The sequence below is a fragment of the Pantoea sp. Fr+CA_20 genome (assembly GCF_024520835.1).
Taxonomy (GTDB): domain Bacteria; phylum Pseudomonadota; class Gammaproteobacteria; order Enterobacterales; family Enterobacteriaceae; genus Pantoea; species Pantoea allii.
Genome location: NZ_JALNPN010000025.1, coordinates 11,262 through 33,553 on the forward strand (window position 1 = coordinate 11,262; position 22,292 = coordinate 33,553).

Below are 22,292 nucleotides of genomic sequence, written 5' to 3' on the forward strand. Positions count from 1 at the left end.
TTAAACAGATATGATCGTGAAAGGGGCAAACTTGGGGCCTGATCTCCGGGATCTCCACGCAGATGTAAAGGAATCGCCGCAAGGGTGGTATCACTTGGAGGACTTCTTTTCTGCCGGCTGATTCGGCAGTAATCCTGTTCACTGAGCATGAACCCCACTTGTACTACCTTTCTTTTCCTGTGTGAAAGTGATGCACGGATGTTGTGGCTGCCGTGCATCATGTCTCACCCTCGCTTCAACAGCATGCCCAGGCACACGGTGACTCAGTCTCGTCCCATAGTAATCGCTTCACGTATCAGCCGGATTTCTTCCGGAAATTTACCTTCTGATTCGATGTCTTTCAGCCTTTCTGAAACGGCATCTCCTCCGCCAAAAATGTCCTGCACAACACTCATTCGCAGCCCATAGTATCCCCCGGCCGCTGTGCTGATCCCTTTGAATCTGAGCCACAGAAGCACCTGCAAAAAATCGCTGTCGCTTCTGGTTGCGGAACTCAGACACATGGCAACCCTTTCAGGCGTGCTGATTTCGCGCCATGCATAAATGAGGTCTGAAGGATCTTCCTGCTTCCACAGAAGGGCGATGTGCTCAGGCACTTCAAGCCAGGCTGCGGTTTTAGCACAAAGCTTTCTGAGCTCTGCATCATCAAGCACCCTGTCATATTCATAAGCGGGCCGGTTGCCGGCAAGCCCGTTCTGCCAGAGAAGGTGGCGCAGGTAAGAGATCGTCCAGCAGAATGATTTTTCATCTGTGAGCGAATGCTCCAGCAGTTTAAGCGCTTCCTTCCGGTTTTCCTGCGCAAGCCGGCGAAGCAGTTTATCCGCGAGCTCCTTAATTCCAAGATCACCCATGTTGAGCCACTCTCCGCGCGCCTGATAACGACGGAGTATTTCCTGTCCGTTGCGGAACAGACACTCAAGCAACCCCAGACACTGCACACGTGATGCCCTTTCAAGCAGCTCGGGCGTTAACCTGTCCATGATATGATCAAACCACCACCTGCCTGAAAATCCGTTACTCGTCATCTGATTAAACAAGAACTCTGAAAGTTCTTCTGGCGCTGCTGTATTGCCGGCCATCCGGAAGAGGTCATCAAAAAAGTCTGGTGAAAGAACGTCTTTAGGGGGAGTAAAGGCAAAATAGAATCGCCAGTAGAAACCACTGCTGAGTCTTTTGTCTGACTCCTGAACTGCTTTTACGCGGGAGTTTGCGGGGATGAAAAGTTTCAGCGATTTTTCATCATACCCCTCTATGCCGGGTAAGAAGCGAGCAAGATCGGTCACGGTAAGGGGAGAAACCGCAGGTAATGTCGACAGCCGTTCAAGAAGTTCGTGGGTTATCGATGCGACTTCTTTTTCTGTAACCTGACCTGACCCTGACGCCACCGTGGCGTTTTCAGTGAGATAATGCTCGGTCCAGTCATAAAGCTCCGGAGCAGTGATGCGCAGGAGCTGCAAACGGCAGAGATCCGGAAACCATACGTAGTCTTTCAGCGGGGGGTAGCGGAATGCGAGGCTGCTGAGAGTAAGCCTGACTTCCCGCGGGGTGCTCAGCATCGCACCGAATGTGCCTGCCACGGATTTAATATCAAGAAGAGTTGCATAATCAGCCTCTGAGCCGCTCACTTTTTCAAAAAGCTGAAGAGCGTCGTTAAGAAATTCGCGACGCAGGTCGAAGGACTCCGGGCGCGGCAGGCTGAACGAAAGCGGGACAATTTTCTGCAGGTAATGCCGGCCATTCTGGACATTTAACCCGACCTCCACGGCATGCCCCAGCACCGCCGGGTCATAGCATAATATGTAGCGGAACCGCGAAAAATCCGCGACGGATCGCACCATCCTGAGCACCTCAACGGCCTGTGCAGGCTCCAGGCGGTCAAGATCGTCAAGCACCACAATAAAGTTAAGATCCAGGGCCGCGATTTTGCCTTCAATTTCCGCCCTGAGGGCTGCTGTGGTCTGTCTGCGGGCGGACAGATCCACGGCCGAGACTTTTTTCATGATTTTTGCAGCCACTCCACCGCCCGGTATCCACTCACCGGCCAGCTCTGCCAGAGGGGCTATCCGTCCGGAAGCCTGCTGCGCATAACGCAGCACGTCAGTCGCCAGCGCGGACGCCCGGCTTTTGCGAACGTTCCTCCACCGACGCCGCAGCCATGAGTACCGTTTTTCCTGTTCTTCATTCAGGATAGCCGCAACCGGCAGCAGCAGATTTTCCACGCTGCTGCCGGTCGTGCTGAGCCAGGGCGAAACGGGAATAATGTGCGTATTTTCAGGTCTGTTCTCGACCAGGCGAAGGCGCAGGAGATTCAGCAGGCTGGTTTTACCGGCTCCCCAGGCCCCTTCTATGCCAATGACGGTGCTGACCCCGGCGTCCAGGGATAAAATGCTGTGCGCGAGGTTTTCCGCCAGCGAGCTGAAGCCGTAACGGTCTTCCTCCGGCGTGCTGACCGGCAGGTCATTACCCGCCCCCGAGGCGACCCTGCGCTCTCTCATGTCCATTTCAGAGATCCCCGTACAGCAGTCTCAGACCCGTCACCGCGTCGGCAAGCGGGCCGTGATCCATGGCGTCCGTCAGCTCCGCCGCCAGTCGGTTAAGCGCGTCAAGCGGAACAAACACCCTCAGGGCATCAAAGCTCACAATGGCATCCTGTCCTTCCTGCCTGGGAAGAATGAGGCTGACCAGGCTGCCGGGCTTCATGGTTGTCAGGGGGGCCGGAGCGTCACGACAGGCGGCGAGCATGCGGTAAAGCCCGGCCAGGTGCGGCCACTCAAACGGCATCATGAAGTCCTTTCCGCTGATCAGCACAAACAGGCGTGGGACGTCGTACCAGCGCAACGCGCGCGCATCTTTATCATGACCGTCCACACGCACGTCAATATTCACATTACCGGCGCTGAATGAGCGCTCCGTGGAAAAAATTTCCGGACGCACTTCTTCGGCAAACCGGTTCCGCTCCTCATAAGTCCAGTCCCGCGTCTGCATGACCAGCGGAAAAACCTGCAGCAGCCGGGGAGTACTGAAGATCGCGGCCAGCGCCGCCTCGCTGACGGCCTCAAGCCCGAATGCCGGGATAATAAACGGCCTGACAAGTATTTCGGCAAACCCGGCCGTGATTACCGGCTCCAGCTGCGCCAGAAACTGCCTTCCTTCGTTCTCCCAGTCCTCGCTCTCGAACCGGAAGGTTCCGCGGATGTAGTGACTGTCCACCGGCACGCCGTTTGCGGCCTGCCAGGTAAGGATCTCAAACATCATGGTCAGCATCAGCTTTACCCTCTCCGCATTCACGTACTCATCGTACGGGGCGCTGCGGTAGGCGGCGTGGGCCTGGACGAGAATGAAGCGCAGCTCGGCGCGGGTCAGCGCGTGACGGCCAAAGGTTTCACCCAGCACGATCTTGCGGTAAAGGCTGCGGACAGTGTCGTCCGGGCTGGTCACCAGAGTCCGGTATTCGCTGTCCGGTGCCGGTGCCTGCAGGGAGCTTTCAAGAAGGCGTTCCGCCAGGGCATTCACGGACGTCTCTTCACTGGCGGCGCGGTTTTTGAGTGAGGCGATCAGTCTGCGGGGGAACCGTAATGTCAGCTGGCTCAGCATGGTGTCTTTTCCGTAATGTAGGTTAAAGTAATGGAATAGAATGCACAATGAATGAAGTAAAAGCATTCTTATTTTAAAATGACATCATGTCATTATTTTAAATGTACTGCATGGTTTTATCTCTTTTTCATCCTGGATCCGAAAAGAACCAGAGGCGGAAATTTACTTAACTTTATGATTTGTGGCTAGATTATGATTTTTACTGTTTTCAGGGATCGTGTTGTTGGATCTCAATTCTGTCGGTATAGATAGTTTTCAACATTAAGGAGATGCAGGATGTTTTATTTAATTAATTCATTAAATTCATAATCTTATAGTTCATTTCCTCTTTTTCGTGGAGAAGCCTGGAAGTTTTCGGTACTGCCCGGGCGCTCTTAATCTAACCTCAGTTACCGGCTGGAATAGTTATTGTTGTGTCGAATGGTGGTATAGCACCCGCTGAGTCTGGTCATTCTCATTAAACATGTCGGTGAGCCCGGGCTGCTACTGTCGTGCTGGAGTGGGCATTCCCTGGACATAAAATGTCTTCATCACGACTGGCAGGCTTGATTTTTCGTTTCAGTAAAGCGATGTTGCTGCAGTATGACCCTCTTTTGCCTGTGATACGGATTTTAAAGGCGGCTCGGCTCTGTTCTCGTGTTGCTCTGTATAAAATTCATAACATGTACAGTTGAAACGGCCAGCTGGCTTTGTCGTCTGCAAAAGGTTCCATGCTGTATTCTTATGAAAAGCAGTGCTGCTTCACTGATTGTTTAACCGCTGCTGTGTTGATAACTGTCTGTGCCAGCATTTATTCAGTAGAAAAAAATAAGCCATCAGGGACAAACGATGCCCAGCAAGCCCTCACTAAAGAGTCTCCTGTGTCTGCACTCGGTGTGCTGCATACTTCTTACTATTATCCTGCTTTCCACAGTGACCGGCTTTGTGCTGAGGAACCTGGCCGAACAGCGTATTCTGGAATCGAGCAATGCGTATGCCCGCAAACTGGCCTACACTGCCGACAACATGTTCCGGACGGCTCAGAAGGAGCTCGCTTTCAGCGCCGGACAGATAACCAGTTACAGGGATTTGCAGGCTTTGCAGTATGAGACTGACAGGCTCCGTCTGCAGTCTGATATGTTCAGTTCCGTGCTGGCCCTGTCGCCTGAGGGACAGGTTGTGGCAGCTTCTCCCTTAAATTTCATCCCGTCAGGAACGTTACTCAGTGTGGCGCCCGGGCAGCTTCAGGCGGTAAAAAAAGGCCCCTTTGTTTCTGAACCCCTCACCCCCTATACGGGAAACTACCTCATCTTTTTGTCGAACCCGGTATATTCCCCCTCGGGCGAATATCTGGGTTATCTGGCAGGCTCAATCTATCTTACAAAGGTCAGCATGCTGAGTCGTCTTCTGAGCCAGCACTTCTATGCTGATAAAACGACTGTCAGCATTGTTTCCGATAACGGCGAAGTGGTTTATTCCCCGGATGAGGCACTGACCGGGAAAAGAATCAGTCTGAGCCCGGATCTGTCGGCGCAGCTGAAACAGAAAAAATATGGCGCCATGAAAACCCTGTTAAATCATCAGGACTGCCTGCTGGGTTATTCTGACGTTGTAAAAACTAACTGGCATGTGTTCGTCTGCGTTTCAACTGACGTGACGGCCGCACTGCTCAAACGTATCGTCAGAGATGTGATCCTCTACGGGCTGCTACTGTCGCTTCTGCTGGTCATCGCGAGTCTTTACATTTCCACCAGGATTTCAAAGCCACTTGAGAAGCTGGCACGCCTGACACGCTCAGGTACGACCGGGCGGTTATCCGGAATGGATGAAATAAAAGCCTGGTACAGAGAGGCTGACAGGCTCAAAAAAGCGTTTCTGGCTTATTCAAAAACCATCAATAAAACATTTTCTGTATTGCGCGATGATGCCCTGACGGACCATCTGACGAAACTTCATAACCGGCGGGGGTTCGATCAACTCACTGCGCCTTTTGTAGGGGGGGATAGCTTACACACCCTGGCTCTTTTTGATATCGACCACTTCAAACAGGTTAATGACCAGTTCGGACACGATACCGGGGACGAAGTACTGATAGCTGTCTCAGGTTTATTAAAAAAAGGATGCCGCACTCAGGACATTGTCTGCCGGTTCGGCGGTGAGGAGTTTGTCATTTTTTTTCCAGACACAACGCTGAGCGAAGCCGGAGTGGTTGTAAACCGTATTCGTGAAAACATTGCCACAGTAGAGCTTCCCGAAGTGAAACACATCACGATTTCAGCAGGTGTTTGTGAACTCGGCGAAGACAGAGAAAAAGCGCTGGCTTTGGCAGACCAGCTTCTCTACAGGGCCAAACACGGAGGCCGGAACCGGGTGGTGACATCAGTGTATCCAGTACACACACCCTGACCGGTATTTTCTGGTCCGCATTAGCCCGGGCGTAGAGGACACGGGGATTCAGCTGGCCTTATATCCGTTAATGGCTTCTTTCACAGATGAAAAGCGGTGTGTTTTCGGGATAAAAAACCCAGGAATTTTTGCCATAAGGCCTGATTTTGAGTACTAACGGTTTATTGTTCTCTGTAAAAAAGTCGGGTAGCCATGTCTTCTGATCGGCAAGGCTCATCGTCATCTGAGGTGAGTTCATGATCAGCTCAGATCGGAAGTAGTAGAAAAAACTGTTCTGAACGTATGAAAATGAAACCGTCTTACTCAGATAAGATTTTACTTTATCGTTTTCATATAAAATACCAGACATTGAAAGAACGCCCTTTCCGTCATGAAGGTTTTGCGTGATGAGTAAATCCAGCCGATCCTGCTTCCACAGATAAGAGACATCGGCTTTGCATGAAATGGTGTTTTCTCCGTTCCTGCTGAATGGCGTAAATAAATAAATGACAATACAGAAGATGATCAGGAGGATGATTTTAATCATTATTCTGGTTCTTCACATAGTAGTGGGAACGGCAGTTCGCTCTTACACGTCCGTCTAACGGGTGCTCGCAGTTAAAGTATGAAAGACTGTCTGCATGTTTGAAAGCGGTAAGATAAACATAAGGAGTTGCGCTGCAGTTTATGTTAAGATCATCTATCTTTTTCTTTACCTCTTCTTTTCTAAGCCACCCATCTGCATTGTTGAATACGGTACAGCCTTTGTAATCCGTACTGTAAATAAAAACAGCATCATTGTAATTCATTCCGGCTCTGATATAAAAAAAAGACCAGAGTGAAACTATCAGAATAAAAAGAATCGTTACAGCCATCAATTTTTTTGATCCCAGAAAGGCTTTTAAAATCCTGTGTTCAGCCAGAGATGAATATGAAAAAATTTTTTTCACATGATCAGTCTCTTGCTCACTCTGCACAGCAGTCATCCCTTCATCTGAAGCGCCATGCTCTGGAATTTTATTAGCGCCTGCAGAGAGAGCCTGAGCACTTTTCGACACGGGGCTGACGGATGAGAAGGATGAAAGGCTTTCTTTCTCTACGGTTGTCTGTGGAGAAAGAAGAAAACCCTTACGTGGCATGGTCCGGATGATATCCTCCTGAAGACCTGCTTTATAGAGTGCACGCCTCAGCGCCGAGATATTTTGATAAAGGGTTGTTGAAGCAGGTTCCGTACCAAACCGGCGCCAGACATAGTCATAGAACTGTTGATGCGTGACCAGTTGCCCCACATTTTCAATGAGCAGTTCAAGGCACAGTGATGCGGATGCGCTGATAATCGCCGGGTTACCCCTGCCGGTGATCCTTTTTTTATCCGGTTCAAAAGTCAGAAAACTGTTAAGGATAATTTTTCTGCTCAAGGCATTCTCCACCAGTGAAATAAATAATCAAAAGTCCGCACAAATGATATGCCTAATGAGCGGGGGAAGTTTTTATGTGAGCGGAAGATCATAAATCCGAAAGCTGCTCAGATCAATTTAAAATAAGTATATCACGTCTTTATAGAGCGACTTTATCTTTGTGTTATTTATAATAAATCAATCTAAATTTATTTTAAGTTGTTGATTTTTAACATTATAAATTTAAACATAAAAATAATATTAATTTAAACGAAATCAGAGGAATTCAAAGGTGCGCTTATCTTCCGTCCCGCATAGACTGTTTTGGCTGATTACGTTATTAGTTCGAAGTCAGTACGTCAGTATTATTCATTAAGATAAATTACATGCGGAATGAATGATTGAATTCCAAAGGCGTCTTTCTGCATGTTAATTAACAGACAACCGTTTTAGGAGCACTGGAATGTTCAAAAAGACCTTGTTAACCGGGATTATTGCCCTGACTACTCTGTCAGGCAGCAGTGTATTTGCCGCACAGGAAAACAGTATTCGTTTCAAAGGTGAAGTGTCCGCCCAGACGTGTAACATCAGTGTCAATGACTCTACTTCGGCCGCACCAGTTATACTGATGCAGACGGCAAAGCTCAGCGATCTTTCCGCCGCGGGTAATACTTCTTCACCCACGACATTCAGCATGAAGCTGACAGGATGCACTGATCCTGGAGCAGCGGCCAAGGATATTAAAATTCATTTTGCATCAACCAGTGTTGATGCTTCCGGTAACCTGAAAAACATTGCCACTTCTTCTCCGGCAAGTAATGTCGCTATTCAGTTACTGGATCCGGATAATAACGTTATTAATTTACAGTCAGGTGAGGCGTTTGCTAAGGCATTTTCACTCAACCCGGGCGACACCAGCGGAGAAGCACAGTATACCGCTCAGTATATTGCTACCGGTGGTGCTGCCACAGCCGGTAAAGTCGAAGCGACAGTTCAGTACGCTATCAGCTATCTCTAAAAACTGCGCCCCGCGATTCTCGCGGGGCTGGAATAATTTATGAAACTTTTAACATACCTGAAAATATTTTCAGTTTTATTCTTTTTAATCAGTAGCGCAACGCAGGCTGCTGTGGTTATGAACGCTTCACGAATTGTAATGGAAGGTATAACTGAAAAAACAGTTACCTTTGATAACACCAGTGATAATCCTTTTATTGTTCAGGTAGAATCCGACAACAGCGAGAAACCGGATTTTATTGCCATGCCGCCTGTTTTTAAAATTAAAGAAAAAGGGGGGCAGACGGTAAAAATTAAGCTGTTATCCGGCGCATTGCCACAGGATAAAGAGTCTCTTTTTTATCTGAATTTTACCCAGATCCCTGGTGTCCGAAAAAATGAAGGTAAGGTTAATCGCCTCAATATCATTATCCGGAGTCGGTTAAAAATTATTTACAGGCCTGCCTCGGTGAATGCTTTTACTGCAAAAGACGAAAGCAATATCTCTTACCGAGTGCATGATGGAGTGTTGGTGGTAAATAACAACACGGCGAATATCCTTTCTATAAGAGATATCAGTAATGGAAATCGTCTTTTAGCCGAAAAAATCACCTTGTTGCCCGGTGGGAAATATTCCACAGTAATTAAGGATAAACATCTAAGTGGCCCGCTCAATGCGGTTATGATCAATGATTATGGCACGCCAGTAAACTTCCTGATCGCTGATAACTAATTTTATGATTCTATGAAAATGAAGATCAGATTTTATCCTTTATTTCTTTCCTGCTGTACTTTTTATATCCATGCTGAAGAATATGAATTCAGTCCTGTCATGCTCAGGGCAAGCGGGCTGAGTGGTATTGCTGCATTATCAGGCGAAGACTCTTTTTATAAACCTGGGAAGTATGATGTTTCTGTCTATCTGAATAATAAACTTTTTTCTAAAAAAACAGTGGATTTTGAAATGAAAGATAAAAAACTGACACCGGTATTCACGGGGGATTTCATTAACAGTTTACCCCTTAAAAAGAAACCTGAATCTCTTGCAGCGCAAGAGAGGTATATTCTTGAAGCCGTTCTGCCGGAGGCAAAGGCAGCGCCCGATCTTTCTTCTCTGAGGGTAAACATTGTGGTGCCCCAGAGCCTGCTGGTACAGCGGCCGGATGACTATATTCCGGCGAGTGAGTTTGACGCAGGGAGCACTGTTTTATTCTCAAACTATACAGTCAACCAGTATGAGTCCCACAACAGCTATTCAGGCGCACTGAGCTCAACTTACCTCGGCCTCAGCAGCGGCTTTAATGCAGGCAAGTGGCAGTTCCGGCAGCAGGGCAATTTCAATCGTAACCGCTATGGTTCCAGGTGGAATTCCTCACGCTTTTATGTAAAACGCGGCTTACCGCTGTTGCGAAGTGAGCTGTCAGTAGGACAGCTCAGCTCCTCTTCTGAAACCTTCAGCGGGCTCAGTTTCACAGGCGTCAGCCTGAAGACAGACAATCGTGTATTACCCCCTTCGCTGGTTCAGTACGCACCGACCGTAAGGGGAACTACGCGAACTAACGCGAAAGTCGAGGTTTTTCAGAAGAAATATAAAATCTATGAGACGACCGTGCCGCCGGGTAACTTCAGTATTGATGACCTGGCACCGGCTTTCTATGGTGGTGACCTGAAGGTCAGGGTCACGGAGAGTGACGGCAGCATCACTGAATATGCAGTACCCTATTCTACCCTGCCAGGCTCTGTTCGTCCCGGACGTCTGGACTATGCGTTTTCTGCGGGAAAAATCAGCGACTACGCCCGCTTCAATCAGTTTTCCGAGTATTCCGTTAAATACGGCGTTTCAAACACGGTAACGGCAAACAGCGGATTACGTGTCGGCAGTGGTTATCAGGCGGCCAGCGGCGGAGCAATTTATTCATCGGCGCTCGGTGCTTTCGGGACATCCGCCACCTGGTCAAATGCCAGACTGAAAAATGGCAGAACCACGCAGGGATGGATGGTGAATACCCAGTACAGTAAGACGCTGGGGCCGCTTGGCACCACAATCAGTTTTGCCGGCTACCGGTATTCCACGAAGGGTTACCGGGACCTGCAGGATATTGTGGCTCTTAACAACTCCGATACCCCTCTGTCGTCGGTAGAAGGGGGAACATACATGCAAAAAAATCGGCTTCAGGTCAACATCAGCCAGCCGCTTGGCGCACTGGGCAGCGTCTATGTTTCGGGATCCTCACAAAATTATTACGACGGAAGAAATAAAGATACTTCTTATCAGGTGGGATACAACACGGCCCTGCCTTACGGTATCCACATGGATTTCAGCATTTCCAGACAGTACCGTACGCGGGTTTCAGACGCGCAGAGATTCGGGATGCCTGAAGATGACAGCCACAAGGAATATTACAAAGATACCCAGTTTGCCCTGAATTTTTCCGTGCCCTTAGGGCGCGATAACCGGAACACGACGATGTCTGCGACATACGTCAGCAGTAATAATGACCACAGCTATCAGACCTCGCTGTCTGGCAGCGCTGGCAAGGACAATACTACCCAGTGGGGCCTGAACTACAGCCAGGCCCGCGCGGGCAGCAATACGGGACTCAGTCTGTCCACCATTCTGCCCAAAGCCAATGTGAGCGGAACGGTATCAAAATCGCCGGGAAGCTGGCAGGCATCGGGGTCGATGAGCGGTGCCGTCGCGGTACACCGTGGCGGGATCACTCTGGGGCATACCGTGAGCGATACCTTTGCGATTGTGGAGGCCAAAGGGGCTGAGGGGGCCACGGTGCTTAACGGTCAGAATATTAAAATCGACAGTGCAGGTTACGCCATCATTCCTTCGCTGATGCCTTACCGACGTAACAGTATCAACCTTGATGCGCCTGAAAGCGGATCTGCGGATGTTGATATTATTGACAGCCAGCATGTCGTTACGCCCTATGCAGGTTCAGTCACACGACTGGTCTTTAAAACCCGTCAGGGAATCCCCGTGATGATGCAGCTGAAACGCCGTGATGGCAGTTGGGTTCCTCTGGGTTCCGACATCTTTGATTCCGAGGGCAATAACGTGGCTACGGTAAGTCAGGCGGGTAACACCTACCTGCGGCTTGAAAACGGAGAGGCGCTGACCGCCCGCTGGGGCAGTGCGGCCGGTGAACAGTGTGTCATCCGCTATGCGCCCGTGAAATTGAGGTCATCAAAAGCGCTCAACTATGTCACCGCAGTCTGTCAATAAGGTTACAAACATGAAAAAGCAAGCAGCTGTTTTTTCCCTGCTGATGGTCACGTTTTTTACATCGTCAGCTCTGGCCAAATGCACGCCAGTGTATCAAAACGGACAAGGAGGTGACAGCACAGGTGGCGTTCCCCTGGTTTTTGGTCCCATAACCCTTCAGCCGACGGAGTTTATGCCGACCGGCCTGATTGGCTCTACCACTGCCAGCGTAGGCCAGGCTGGGGCCTTCCCTGAGGGAGGAGATCAGTTGCTTTATACCTGTGATCTCGCCGATGAAGGCAAAACATATGAGAATTTTGCCACCAACGGAGACAGTAACGTGGGCGGTCTTAACGGCAACGGGGAGGGCGTCTACCAGACCTATTTTCCTTTTATCGGCATCAAGATTACGCGCAATAAAGACGGTAAGGTGTTCTCGAGATACTGGCAGCAGTCTCCCATATCGGGGCACAAGGAAGGGAACAGGCTCAATTTTTATGCCCGCGACTTCAGCAGCGTGACGGCAGAAATCTACCGGTTTCCTGCCACCTACAGGGGAGGGGGTAACAAATTCGGCTGCGGTGACCCAGCCGAAGACACCGCAAACGGTATATCTTACAAATGTACTCAGCCGAACGGGTACACTGTATTTGTCGGGCCCGGCTGGAATGACGATCGAAAAATCACGCCGGGTAGTGACAGTGCTACAAATTATGATGGCTTCGGCTACTCAAACTGGATTGGTTTCGGCATGGTTTACTCTCCGGCAAACACGTTTAAACAGTCGGCCTGGGGATGCCGTGTTCTTGACTATACCAACCCTGTTATTTTACCCAAGGTAACGGTCAGCGATTTAAAGTCTGGCGTGAAAACGGGTAGAGACTTTGAAATCACTTACCGCTGTGGCGGCCCACTCATCAATGCCTATATCAATCAGACCGCAGGCGTGGGTCCAGATAAGATTTCCGTTGCCTTCAGAACCACTAATCCGCGTCCCGCCAATGCCCCTGGCGACTCGCAGTGGATGCCCTACCTCGTGTCAGACCATTACGGACAGGACGGCTATGCCTCGAATGTCGGTATTGCCATAACAGCTTCAGGCTCCGACACTCCGTTTGGATTTATAACGAACGCGTATACCGACGATTATACAAAAGGCTGGTTTTCTCTGCTCACCGGAGAAGTCAATCGCGCCAGAAACAGCAACAGCCAGGTGGACATCACATCACGGTATTTTGCTTCATACGCGATTCTGAATGCGGCTGACACCGTCACACCCGGTAAGGTGGATGCGACGGCATATATAGTGGTGAGGTACTGGTGATGAAGTGCTTTTCTCACTTTTTCTTTTTTTCTTTTTTATTTACTTCGCTGGGGCTCCATGCAGCGGTCGTGCCGTTGCAGGACAGAGTACTGTTCAGCGGCAACGACAGTGACAGGCGTCTGCTTATCGTCAATAACGACAGAAATGCGCCGGTTTTACTTCAGAGCTGGATTGATGACGGAAGTGCAGGCGATCTCAATAAAGAAAAAAATTATCCCTTCATCGTTATTCCTGCGGTGACAAAAATGTCGCCCGGAAAAATCGTGAATCTGAGGATACTGCCCACGGAAAAAATGCGAGCGTTGCCCAGGGATCGGGAATCTGTCTTCTGGATTAACCTCTATGAAATACCCGGCATGAAGAAATCTCAGCAGAGGGAAAATGCTAACAAAGTGGAGGTCGGGTTAAACACTCAGCTGAAGATTATTTACCGACCGTTCACGGGACATATGGACATTAAAAAAATTGCCGAAAGTCTGAGCGTTCGTTTATCAGACAGCGGGCATTCACTGGAGCTGGAAAATCCCTCGCCCTATTACGTGACGCCTGTTTCGATAAAGATCAGGTCGTCTTCCGTTGAACAGCCATTGCAGCTGGGCATGAGCAGGATGATTGCCCCTTTCAGCCATAAACGCTTTAGTTTAAAGGAAGTAATGAGCCGTGAAGAGATGACCGTGGAATATACCCTGGTTGATGATGCCGGGAAAGATTTCAGCTTTACCCGGTCCCTGAAAGAAGACTCGAATTAATACGTTAAATTTTATCTGGCAGATTAATTCTGCCAGTTTCTTTTCACAAAAATTTTTAGCCCATAATCATGCAATGGAGGATCTGTGACGTTTATGGATAATACACAGCGCTGTCTATTATTCACCGAAAATGAAGTTGCTGTCACCTGGTTTTTTATGACCGGCATGACCATAAAGCAGATAGCGGAATGGTCAGGTCTGAAAGAAAAATCCGTCAGTTATTACAAAAAGAGGGTAATGCGAAAAATTGGGGTCAGAAATAATAATGAATTCATCATGTGGTTTTTAGAAAACAGAGTGAATTACCAGGAAAGCCGCGTGGAATTCAGTATTCTGCGCCGCAGCACACCTGTACCTTTGAATAAATAACGGAATGATAAAATAAAGGATTAGTTATGTTTACTTTGAAAAAATGGATAACATCAATCCTGCCCGGCCTGTGCTGCTTAATGGTTCTCGCGGGCTGCAGTAAGCAAACGCCCCCGCACGTCAGCGTAAAGAATTATTTGCTGGACGACACCCACTCCTCGGCAGCGCAGAACGAACGGATACGTTTTCTGGTCTTTCATTACACGGCGGTCGACGAGGCGGACTCGCTGAAGCTGCTTTCCGGCGAAAACGTCAGCGCGCACTACCTGATTTCTGACCGTGTCGACAGCCGCACGCGTGAACCGATCGTTTACCGGCTGGTCAGTGAAGAAAGGCGAGCCTGGCATGCCGGGGTGAGTAACTGGAACGGGCGCGTCAACCTGAATGATTCGTCGGTGGGAATTGAAATAGTGAATCCGGGTTTCACGGAAGACCTGCTGGGCCACAAGACATGGTATCCCTTCAGACCGCAGCAGATCAGTGCGCTGGCTGCGCTGGCTAAAGATATTATCCGGCGCTATGGCATCACGCCGGATAACGTGCTCGGCCACAGCGACATCGCGCCGCTGCGTAAACAGGATCCCGGTAAACTGTTTCCGTGGAAAGCGCTGGCCGCGCAGGGCGTGGGGGCGTGGCCTGAACCGCTGCGGGTGCAGAAGTACCTGGCCGGACGGGCACCGGATGCGCCTGCCGATGTCCTGACTCTTCAGACGGCGCTCAGGCGTTACGGTTATGACCAGATCCCGCTCAGCGGCGTCCTGGATGATGAGACACGGAAAACCGTCCGCGCGTTTCAGATGCATTTCAGGCCGGAAAACACCGACGGCACACCCGATGCTGAAACCCTGGCTATTGCAAAGGCACTCGATGAGCAGTACCGCCCTGCCCCGCAGTGACGACGCGCCATTCATCATGCCCGCGGGTCTGTCCGCAGCTTCCCGGCTGCATTTATCTGATGGCGGAACATCAGTCACGGCCTGACCGCAGGACGGTCACGGTCCCATGAACTCAGAAAACAGCCCTGAGGTGAAACGCCCCGGGCAGTCAGTCAGAAAGTGAGGCCTGATGAGCAGAACAGAGAAGCGAAGCCGGCCGGCATCAGCCATGAACGTCAGCGCGGTGAGGCGGCACCTGAGAAAGCGGGTGGCCGCGGCCCGTTCTGAAGTGGTGATGCTTGTCAGGCTTGCCCGCAGGGGAGCCACGCCCGCAGAGGACAGCTCGGAACGGGGCCCCTGTCCGGAACGGTGAAAGACGGGTGCGCCGCCTGTCATACCCAGTCTTCCAGGGGCAGGCCCGGTACCCGCTCAAATTCCCGCACATTGTTCGTCACCAGCACGGCACCGGCGGCGATGGCGTGTCCGGCGATCGCCGTATCGTTCGGGCCGATCGGCGTGCCGGCCAGGCGCAGCGCCACCTTAATTTCCGTGGTGGCGTCCACCGCGGCGCGGTCCCAGGGCAGGACGGCATCGAGCCGGGCGCAGAATTCCTCGACCAGCTGCACGTGACGCGGTGAGGCCTTCGGGCCGGTGGCGCCGAAGCGCATTTCAGAGTAAGTAATGGCCGAGACCACGATGCGGTGGCCGCGCAGCACCGCCTGCTCCAGGCGCTCAATGACGGCGGTCGGCTGCTCGCGCATGATGAACGAGCAGATACAGGTGTCCAGCATATACGTTTTGTTCACAGGTCAAATCGTCCTTCGTCAGTCACAACGTCCTCTCGCTCTGCCATAAAGTCCGGATCGGCTTTTTCAAGCTCCACGAATGAGCCCCAGGTCGGCCGGACGGGACGCAGGATGATGCTGTCCCCTTCCCGGACGATCTCCAGCTCACTCACCCCCTCAAAATCCAGATCGCGGGGAAGGCGGATGGCACGGTTATTGCCGTTTCTAAATATCGATACGGTTCTCATGGTCTTTCTCCTGGCCTCATGGCCGTTATATTTATACCTGTGCCAAGTATAGGCAGATGCTGCACATATGTATATATATAACATATGCAGATGATGAGTATATGCGTATGCCAAACCTATGCAGATGCCTGGCATATGGATATGTCAGCTATAAGCTTTCTTTTCTCCTTTTACGCTGACATCCGAAAAAAGCTAGAACCGGATCTTAAAGATAAATCGGTTATTTTTGAAACAGAATGAAATTTTGTGCTATAATATACAATGGGTTATGAACATGCTTTCATACTTGAATCGTAACTCAACTGTTGAGCATCACTTTCTTTTTCTGCTTCTTGAGTTCCGAAAAATGCCATAAGAGGAATAAATCGGAATCTCCATTTCTACTGCTCCGGTAATTGCGGTAGTAATATTTAGCAGGCTTGTAGTTTATTCATGTCACATGATGTGGGGGTGAATGCTACAGGTGTGATTGTCATGTTCAATACAAACACGGATGTGAATATTGATAAGGAAATTACTTTATGGCTAACAAAAAATTTACTAACGAAGGGAACAGTTATTCTCCGGCGGAGATTGTCGCATACTGGGCAGGTTACGGCTGCCGGACGTGCTGGCTTCTCCGGACCGTCAACTCCCTTGGCGAAAACCTCCTTGTGCTTCTTGATGAGGAAAACGGCGTTTACGAAGAAATGGCCAGCCGGCTCGATGCTCCGGATATGAAAGACTGGTCGGTACAGCTTTCTGGTACCGCACTGACCTTCAGTTCTCTTCCGGCCGGCGCGGTTGAAATCGATTTGAGCATACCTGCTGAGGCGGCATTCAAAATGGATCTTCTTTAGGTTAATGAGAGATCCTGAATACAGCGACACGCACAAAGGACCATTAACCCTTATGCATACGGACAAGACCGCCAATGAGCTGACCGGCAACAGGGCGGAAAACCCGGCCCTCAGGCTGACTGCCGGAAGGCCTGCAGCTGCCCCGTCCGGGATTTTCATGACGCACTGTGTCAGGCTCATTACTGGTCTGACGTCATGGAAGACCGTCAGCCCTGTCAGCACGCCACTGCCGGTAAATGAGGTTTTATGACCATGAATCTGCCCACCCTGTTTCAGTCACCGGCTGCTGCCCAGCTGCCGGTGGCCATTGACTATCCGGCCGCTCTTGCGCTCCGTCAGATGGCCGCACTCATTGACGATTTGCCGAAATACCTGCTTGCGCCGGAGGTCAGCGCCCTGCTCCACTACGTGCCGGATCTGCACCGCAAGATGCTGCTGACCACTATGTGGAACACCGGGGCGCGTATCAATGAGGCGCTGGCCCTGACGCGGGCCGACTTCACCCTGACGCCGCCCCATCCCTTCGTGAAGCTGGCCACGCTGAAACAGCGTGGGGAAAAAGCAGCCCGGAGCTCCGGTCGTTTTCCCTCGGGGGTGGTTCCGCACCGCCTGGTACCGCTGTCCGATCCGCAGTACATTGCCCAGCTCGAGATGATGGTGGCCACGCTGCGCATTCCGCTGGAGCGGCGCAACCCGGAAACCGGCCGGACGGAAAAAGTGCGGCTGTGGACCGTGACCGACCGGACCGTCCGCAAATGGATTAATGAAGCGGTAGCCACCGCAGCGGAGGACGGCGTGAATTTTTCGGTGCCGGTGACGCCGCATACGTTCCGGCACAGTTACGCCATGCACATGCTTTACGCGGGGATCCCGCTCAAGGCGCTGCAGAGCCTGATGGGCCACAAGAGCATGAAGTCGACGGAGGTCTATACGAAGGTGTTTGCACTGGACGTGGCGGCCAGGCACCGGGTGCAGTTTTCGATGCCGGGCAGTGAGGCTGTGGCGATGCTTAAAAGGCCTTTGTAATAAATCAATCCGGCCACAGCATTAAAAACGATGCGGGTTAATTTATGTTCACTTCTGATGCCATCCAGGTAAACCGTTATCTAAAAGTACTGCGTCAGGAAAAGCCTGCATCACAGGGATGATCTCTTTTACCAAATCATGGGTATAAAAATCGTCAACAGTCTCGTCTATTAACCATGAGCTTTTCTCGTCAACACGAGGAACCAGATAATGAATATTGAGGCGAACGATGTCTGATTTGCTCGCAAATTTTTTAGCAGCATTATGATTTTTGGATCTTCTTTTGTCCGCCACATCTTTTTGAACATCCACATCCATGGCGATATGACCTACGCCCAGACCATATCCAAAAAGCTGGTCGTCTATCTCTGAAAGCGTTTTTGTTATATGTCTGGATCTGGCTTCAAACGATTTTTCATTAACACATCGCCATGTTAAAAGAGAGGCATTTTTTGCGTGGGTGATGTATCGCCCATCCCGTTCATCGGCTCTTCCAGTAGCAAATACGCTGTAATTTTCATCTTCGAGTTGGGAGCCCTTAATGAGACGCGCCAGTTTGATATTAAACAGTAAAGAGCCCTTTTCCGCGATGTCCTTTTTTATCTTACTAAAGTCAGCAGGTTTAATAAACCCGCATCCGTATTCATCCTGCCATTGATATAACGAATCCGTGTACTGATTAAGGTGATTAATGAGATAATTTTCAGGAGTATCTTTGACTTCACAATTGTAGGTTACATCGAACCAGATATTCATTTTTCTAGAGTTGATACGCAGTTCAGCGAGATGGGCTCGGCGATTATGTAATTCCAGTTCCTGTATGGCATAGGAACCTTTCTGAAGCCTTTTACACTCGACGAAGAAATAATCATCTTCACTGATACTGCATTTGAATTCCGGCGTTTTCTTAACACCTTTTTGCTCCGGTATAAATTCGACCCGGTAGCCATGGAGAGCATAGTTCCCGGCCAGAACTAACTCAAACAACGCTGTGTCAGGTGAAACTCCACTGTTTGAGAGCATTCTTCGGGCGCGTTCCTCAGCACCTTCGATCGTTTTCAACATTCGGGCACACTGGCCAAGGCGCTTCACCCAGGGAATAATCTGCGAAGCTACAGATATTTCATATGCTCTGCGGTTATCGAGCAGAGACTTGGCTTGTGACAGAAAACCTGCAACAGCGTCCGGACCATGCCAGGAAGGATCGAATGGTTTACCAAAGTTAGTGGTTTTACTTGTTGCAGAGATATAGCTGCGCTGAGCTTTTTCTAAGCGTTGATAAAAACTACCTTTATCCGCTTGAGTGGAGGCAAGCCACTCCAGACCAGCTACCACATCGCTATCAAATTCCACGCCCTCAAACATTCCTTTAACCCCGTAAATACTTAAAGCAGTATTTTACCTTTTTAGTACCTATAGCGGGTAAAAAATACAATATTTTGTAGTAATTATATTTTTTGTAATCAACGACTTTGCGTTCCTTACTTCGTGGTGCTTAATGCCAAAAATTTTTCCAAATCAGGTGGATCAAGAGGAAGATTGAAGTCAGTTCGTTTGATCTGTGTTTCTCCCCGCGTTAGCCAACTCAATCAGCGCAGTGCCTCATTATCTTGCTCCACTTCCATTTAAGATTATGACGCCAGCTAGTAATTGTTATAGCCATACTACGCATCACGCTGGTACGACTTAATTCTGATACCGGTAAGGTATTAACCCGAGAAGGCTACATAACCTTATAGAACAAATAATTTCGACTTCAACGAATTCTGCAGGAAGGTGTTAGCGCTGGGCGTGACCAAATACCATAGGGTGCAAGTATACATACCATGGTTTGAAATGATAAACCTTTTCAAAATAATCATTTTCAGGACTGCGTAATATATTGTAGATTAATACAAACTCAACTAAATGGATATCCCAATGATTTTGAGCTTCGAGTCAGGTCCGTCAACAGTTATTGACCCATTGTTTATAGAATATTTGGAACAACCTGCAGGCATGATGGATGGCGTAAAAGAAATTAGCCTTAGCAAGGATCGTCTTCTTCAATTGCAAGGAGAATTTGGTGATTTCAAAATCTATCATTTAGTAACCCATTCGAGAGTGATGATTGTGCCGGAGTCAGTATGTAAGCTTTGTCCAAGTTCCTTCAAGGCCAATGTTCGATTTGAATTAACTCCGGGTGATATCACAGAAAAGACAATTACCTTTTGGCCTAGGTTTAAATTTACGGATGTACGTGCGGTTAATTTTGGCCTCTTTCCAGATAGCTTCGGGTTCACTGGAGACTGGGAAGGAACGAAGGCTTTCCCCTGCGATCTGTCTTTTCTTCTGAACTTTGCAGAACTCCATCCGCCCATTCCTTGTCGCGTAGAATATATTGGAATAGCCAAAGCTGAGGGACGTGAAGCTCAAGATCGTCTGGGTGAAGGACATGATAAACTACAAACGTTATTAGCGGAGCAAAACAGCCGACAGAGTTTGCAGACCGTATCCATTGTTTTATATCGTCCGTCTCCCCTTGAGCCACCACTCCTCTCTTTCCCTGATATCATTGAGACTTTTGAAGCTATGATGATTCGGCACTTCAAGCCGCGGTTCAATACTAAAGCTCTTAATTTTCCAAAAAACTGCCCGACGTTAGTTGAAAAACTTATGAATATTGGTGTCCAAGAAATCATTGCCCAGATTGAGTCCCCGGAGGGAGTACAACTCTTTTCGGATTCAGTAGCCCCTGCGGATGAGCACTTTCCTGTAGTAGAACTCGAGTAGCAAAAAACTGCAGCCTACGCATCCTGAAGTTATAACTCCCAGTGTAATCAGAATAACCCGCATGCTCCTTTACTAATGGCCATTCACCAGAAGAAGATTTCGCATGCGAAATCTTCTGGTTTTATTTTTTACGGGGGTTTTATGGGCATGATGCTTGTAAGAAAGAAAGCACCACGGGGTGCTCTTATCCGTGAGCTGACAGATGAGGAAGAGTCAGCAGTACATGATTTTTTTGGTAGAGGCAGGACGGAAAGACGTCACATTGCAGAGGCGATCATACTCACCATGCGCCAGAAAGAAGCATGGCTGCAGTGCAGCTGCGTCCCGGGAGAATCTCCGGCATTAAACAGTGCGAAGATGAGGGAAGATACACGTAAGCTTTTCCTTTCGGGTTTTAACCACGAACATGCCCTTACCTGCCCCATGTATCGTGAGTTTAAAGCTGATGATGATGAAGGTGCCACGCGAAGCGGCACCAGAAAATCACCAGGCAGCAGCAGGGTTAATTATCGCAATTTTCTTCCTGCAGACGACACGGACGTAACCATCCGCGCCGCAGGAGCATCACCAACTGTCAGCCCTGACAGAACACGACGTAAGCGGCGCACCAGTCTGGCCAGAGTGTTACTGACACTTATAGATGATTCCGGATTTAACAAAATTGATCGCTTACATCCAAAACCTACACGTCCTCTCGTTGAATCCCTTCGGCTTTTAACGGCTGTAACTAAGAAACAGGAATTTATGCGCAGCCGTACTCTTTCAGAGATTATTCTTTTCAAACCCTGGATGAGTAAGCAGGCGCTTGAAGCGTATATGGTTAAGCTGGAGAAGCCTGATTCGCGATGGCCTGCCAGAAAAGCCCGGATTTTCTACCAGATCTTTGTCGCTGATGAAGTCAGCCGGGATGAAGCTGTGTATGAGATAAAAGGTGACAAATATCATTTCACGCCTGAAAAAGGCGTCAGCATTAACGGTGAATCGCAGGATGGCGTTCGTCCACCATACCTGGTCATTGCGGCATACAGACGATCATCGACTGGTGAGGTTATCTGCAGCGAAGCTTACGCGCATGCCATATACAGTCGCACCTGCCCCGTTCCTGTAGACAGTAACCTTGAGCGGCAGACGCTTGACAGCCTTTTCGAATCAGCACTGTGGCTGTCCAGAAAAGATTCAGCGCCCAGGCTGTCACTGGAGCGCCCACTCTTCGATATTGAGGTCACCGTTGACGACGAGATAGGCTATGTCCTGCCTGACTTTCTGATCAATGTGGTTGAGCCAGAAGGCGCAAAACATGCTGTTGTAATCGAAACTATGGGCTATACGGACGAAGATTATTGTGAACGTAAATCAGAGCAGCACAAAGGGATGCGTCAGATAGGGGGGTTAGTAACAGATCCGCAAAACTGGCCTAAAGAACCCGATAAATCATTTAGCCGTCACCTGTTTGGAAAATTTCAGCACCTGAAAGACTAAGCAGATGGAGCTCCACCGATTAAAAATTTCGCATGCGAAATCTTTTACCGACTATCACCTTAATTTCGCATGCGAAATCCGGATAACATAAAGAATCAATATTGATTCTTTATGTCTGCCCTGGCATACTGCTTGTGTTGCCGGAAAGCCGGTTAACATTCAGGGCGAAACGCCAGACTCTCAGGAGCTAGTCAGTTCCGGTCCTTAAGGGCCATTCCAGTCAGCGACGAGCCATCACAAAAATTTCGCATGCGAAATCTT

19 protein-coding genes are annotated in these 22,292 nt (G+C 49.4%); 12 read left to right on the plus strand and 7 right to left on the minus strand.

The features are described 5' to 3' along the window. Positions 1 to 263 precede the first annotated feature (263 nt). Together NR177_RS21220 and NR177_RS21225 are read right to left on the minus strand one after the other, a co-directional pair. Positions 264 to 2,501 carry a P-loop NTPase fold protein gene (locus NR177_RS21220; RefSeq protein WP_256853571.1) on the minus strand — a complete coding sequence of 746 codons (2,238 nt, stop codon included), beginning with the start codon at positions 2,499 to 2,501 and terminating at the stop codon, positions 264 to 266. Position 2,502: 1 nt separating this feature from the next. Further along, on the minus strand, positions 2,503 to 3,594 hold the full coding sequence (locus NR177_RS21225) for a transcriptional regulator (RefSeq protein ID WP_256853572.1): 1,092 nt from the start codon (positions 3,592 to 3,594) through the stop codon (positions 2,503 to 2,505). 828 nt (positions 3,595 to 4,422) lie between these two features. Here NR177_RS21225 and NR177_RS21230 point away from each other — a divergent pair. Next, positions 4,423 to 5,979 (plus strand): sensor domain-containing diguanylate cyclase, encoded by a 1,557-nt coding sequence (locus tag NR177_RS21230; protein WP_256853573.1) that lies wholly within the window; start codon positions 4,423 to 4,425, stop codon positions 5,977 to 5,979. Between the two features lie 67 nt (positions 5,980 to 6,046). Here the strand turns inward: NR177_RS21230 and NR177_RS21235 are convergent, their stop codons facing one another. Then, entirely contained in the window at positions 6,047 to 6,505 is a 459-nt protein-coding gene (locus tag NR177_RS21235) for a hypothetical protein (protein ID WP_256853574.1), read from the minus strand. Then, entirely contained in the window at positions 6,498 to 7,376 is an 879-nt protein-coding gene (locus tag NR177_RS21240) for a winged helix-turn-helix domain-containing protein (protein ID WP_256853575.1), read from the minus strand. Before NR177_RS21240 ends, NR177_RS21235 begins: the two co-directional genes overlap by 8 nt. 442 nt (positions 7,377 to 7,818) lie before the next feature. Between NR177_RS21240 and NR177_RS21245 the strand changes: the two genes are divergently transcribed. From NR177_RS21245 to NR177_RS21275, 7 genes are all read left to right on the plus strand, one after another. Beyond that, on the plus strand, positions 7,819 to 8,373 hold the full coding sequence (locus NR177_RS21245; protein WP_256853576.1) for a fimbrial protein: 555 nt from the start codon (positions 7,819 to 7,821) through the stop codon (positions 8,371 to 8,373). 39 nt (positions 8,374 to 8,412) lie between these two features. Further along, positions 8,413 to 9,084: a molecular chaperone gene (locus NR177_RS21250; RefSeq protein WP_256853577.1), complete on the plus strand. Its 672-nt coding sequence runs from the start codon at positions 8,413 to 8,415 to the stop codon at positions 9,082 to 9,084. 18 nt (positions 9,085 to 9,102) lie between these two features. Beyond that, positions 9,103 to 11,586: a fimbria/pilus outer membrane usher protein gene (locus NR177_RS21255; protein ID WP_256853578.1), complete on the plus strand. Its 2,484-nt coding sequence runs from the start codon at positions 9,103 to 9,105 to the stop codon at positions 11,584 to 11,586. Between the two features lie 10 nt (positions 11,587 to 11,596). Beyond that, the gene (locus NR177_RS21260; protein ID WP_256853579.1) at positions 11,597 to 12,889 is read left to right on the plus strand and encodes a fimbrial protein; all 1,293 of its coding nucleotides are present in this window, start codon (positions 11,597 to 11,599) and stop codon (positions 12,887 to 12,889) included. Next, positions 12,889 to 13,638 (plus strand): molecular chaperone, encoded by a 750-nt coding sequence (locus NR177_RS21265; protein WP_256853580.1) that lies wholly within the window; start codon positions 12,889 to 12,891, stop codon positions 13,636 to 13,638. Before NR177_RS21260 ends, NR177_RS21265 begins: the two co-directional genes overlap by 1 nt. Before the next feature lie 93 nt (positions 13,639 to 13,731). Then, entirely contained in the window at positions 13,732 to 14,007 is a 276-nt protein-coding gene (locus tag NR177_RS21270) for a helix-turn-helix transcriptional regulator (RefSeq protein ID WP_256853581.1), read from the plus strand. 26 nt (positions 14,008 to 14,033) lie between these two features. Beyond that, a complete protein-coding gene (locus tag NR177_RS21275; protein ID WP_256853582.1) occupies positions 14,034 to 14,903 on the plus strand; it encodes an N-acetylmuramoyl-L-alanine amidase in 870 nt (289 codons plus the stop codon). Between the two features lie 371 nt (positions 14,904 to 15,274). Here NR177_RS21275 and NR177_RS21280 read toward each other — a convergent pair whose 3' ends face one another. Continuing rightward, a complete protein-coding gene (locus NR177_RS21280; RefSeq protein WP_256853583.1) occupies positions 15,275 to 15,688 on the minus strand; it encodes a type II toxin-antitoxin system VapC family toxin in 414 nt (137 codons plus the stop codon). Continuing rightward, positions 15,685 to 15,915 carry a type II toxin-antitoxin system VapB family antitoxin gene (vapB, locus tag NR177_RS21285; RefSeq protein ID WP_174260979.1) on the minus strand — a complete coding sequence of 77 codons (231 nt, stop codon included), beginning with the start codon at positions 15,913 to 15,915 and terminating at the stop codon, positions 15,685 to 15,687. The genes NR177_RS21280 and vapB overlap by 4 nt, the downstream gene beginning before the upstream one ends. A gap of 521 nt (positions 15,916 to 16,436) precedes the next feature. Between vapB and NR177_RS21290 the strand changes: the two genes are divergently transcribed. Continuing rightward, positions 16,437 to 16,754, plus strand: coding sequence for a hypothetical protein (locus NR177_RS21290; protein WP_256853584.1), 318 nt, complete (start codon positions 16,437 to 16,439; stop codon positions 16,752 to 16,754). Between the two features lie 246 nt (positions 16,755 to 17,000). Continuing rightward, a complete protein-coding gene (locus tag NR177_RS21295; protein WP_256853585.1) occupies positions 17,001 to 17,780 on the plus strand; it encodes a site-specific integrase in 780 nt (259 codons plus the stop codon). Between the two features lie 48 nt (positions 17,781 to 17,828). Here NR177_RS21295 and NR177_RS21300 read toward each other — a convergent pair whose 3' ends face one another. Next, positions 17,829 to 19,145, minus strand: a complete 1,317-nt coding sequence (locus NR177_RS21300) for a hypothetical protein (protein WP_256853586.1) — start codon at positions 19,143 to 19,145, stop codon at positions 17,829 to 17,831. 555 nt (positions 19,146 to 19,700) lie between these two features. Here NR177_RS21300 and NR177_RS21305 point away from each other — a divergent pair. Beyond that, positions 19,701 to 20,552 carry a hypothetical protein gene (locus tag NR177_RS21305; RefSeq protein WP_256853587.1) on the plus strand — a complete coding sequence of 284 codons (852 nt, stop codon included), beginning with the start codon at positions 19,701 to 19,703 and terminating at the stop codon, positions 20,550 to 20,552. Positions 20,553 to 20,693: 141 nt separating this feature from the next. Then, positions 20,694 to 22,031: a hypothetical protein gene (locus NR177_RS21310; protein ID WP_306278068.1), complete on the plus strand. Its 1,338-nt coding sequence runs from the start codon at positions 20,694 to 20,696 to the stop codon at positions 22,029 to 22,031. Positions 22,032 to 22,292: the final 261 nt, after the last annotated feature.

What these genes read in the sequence shown, in the direction of transcription:
- NR177_RS21220 (WP_256853571.1), bottom strand. Translation starts at nt 2,501, where the DNA reads ATGGACATGAGAGAGCGCAGGGTCGCCTCGGGGGCGGGTAATGACCTG.
- NR177_RS21225 (WP_256853572.1), bottom strand. Translation starts at nt 3,594, where the DNA reads ATGCTGAGCCAGCTGACATTACGGTTCCCCCGCAGACTGATCGCCTCA.
- NR177_RS21230 (WP_256853573.1), top strand. Translation starts at nt 4,423, where the DNA reads ATGCCCAGCAAGCCCTCACTAAAGAGTCTCCTGTGTCTGCACTCGGTG.
- NR177_RS21235 (WP_256853574.1), bottom strand. Translation starts at nt 6,505, where the DNA reads ATGATTAAAATCATCCTCCTGATCATCTTCTGTATTGTCATTTATTTA.
- NR177_RS21245 (WP_256853576.1), top strand. Translation starts at nt 7,819, where the DNA reads ATGTTCAAAAAGACCTTGTTAACCGGGATTATTGCCCTGACTACTCTG.
- NR177_RS21250 (WP_256853577.1), top strand. Translation starts at nt 8,413, where the DNA reads ATGAAACTTTTAACATACCTGAAAATATTTTCAGTTTTATTCTTTTTA.
- NR177_RS21255 (WP_256853578.1), top strand. Translation starts at nt 9,103, where the DNA reads ATGAAGATCAGATTTTATCCTTTATTTCTTTCCTGCTGTACTTTTTAT.
- NR177_RS21260 (WP_256853579.1), top strand. Translation starts at nt 11,597, where the DNA reads ATGAAAAAGCAAGCAGCTGTTTTTTCCCTGCTGATGGTCACGTTTTTT.
- NR177_RS21265 (WP_256853580.1), top strand. Translation starts at nt 12,889, where the DNA reads ATGAAGTGCTTTTCTCACTTTTTCTTTTTTTCTTTTTTATTTACTTCG.
- NR177_RS21270 (WP_256853581.1), top strand. Translation starts at nt 13,732, where the DNA reads ATGGATAATACACAGCGCTGTCTATTATTCACCGAAAATGAAGTTGCT.
- NR177_RS21275 (WP_256853582.1), top strand. Translation starts at nt 14,034, where the DNA reads ATGTTTACTTTGAAAAAATGGATAACATCAATCCTGCCCGGCCTGTGC.
- vapB (WP_174260979.1), bottom strand. Translation starts at nt 15,915, where the DNA reads ATGAGAACCGTATCGATATTTAGAAACGGCAATAACCGTGCCATCCGC.
- NR177_RS21290 (WP_256853584.1), top strand. Translation starts at nt 16,437, where the DNA reads ATGGCTAACAAAAAATTTACTAACGAAGGGAACAGTTATTCTCCGGCG.
- NR177_RS21295 (WP_256853585.1), top strand. Translation starts at nt 17,001, where the DNA reads ATGACCATGAATCTGCCCACCCTGTTTCAGTCACCGGCTGCTGCCCAG.
- NR177_RS21300 (WP_256853586.1), bottom strand. Translation starts at nt 19,145, where the DNA reads ATGTTTGAGGGCGTGGAATTTGATAGCGATGTGGTAGCTGGTCTGGAG.
- NR177_RS21305 (WP_256853587.1), top strand. Translation starts at nt 19,701, where the DNA reads ATGATTTTGAGCTTCGAGTCAGGTCCGTCAACAGTTATTGACCCATTG.
- NR177_RS21310 (WP_306278068.1), top strand. Translation starts at nt 20,694, where the DNA reads ATGGGCATGATGCTTGTAAGAAAGAAAGCACCACGGGGTGCTCTTATC.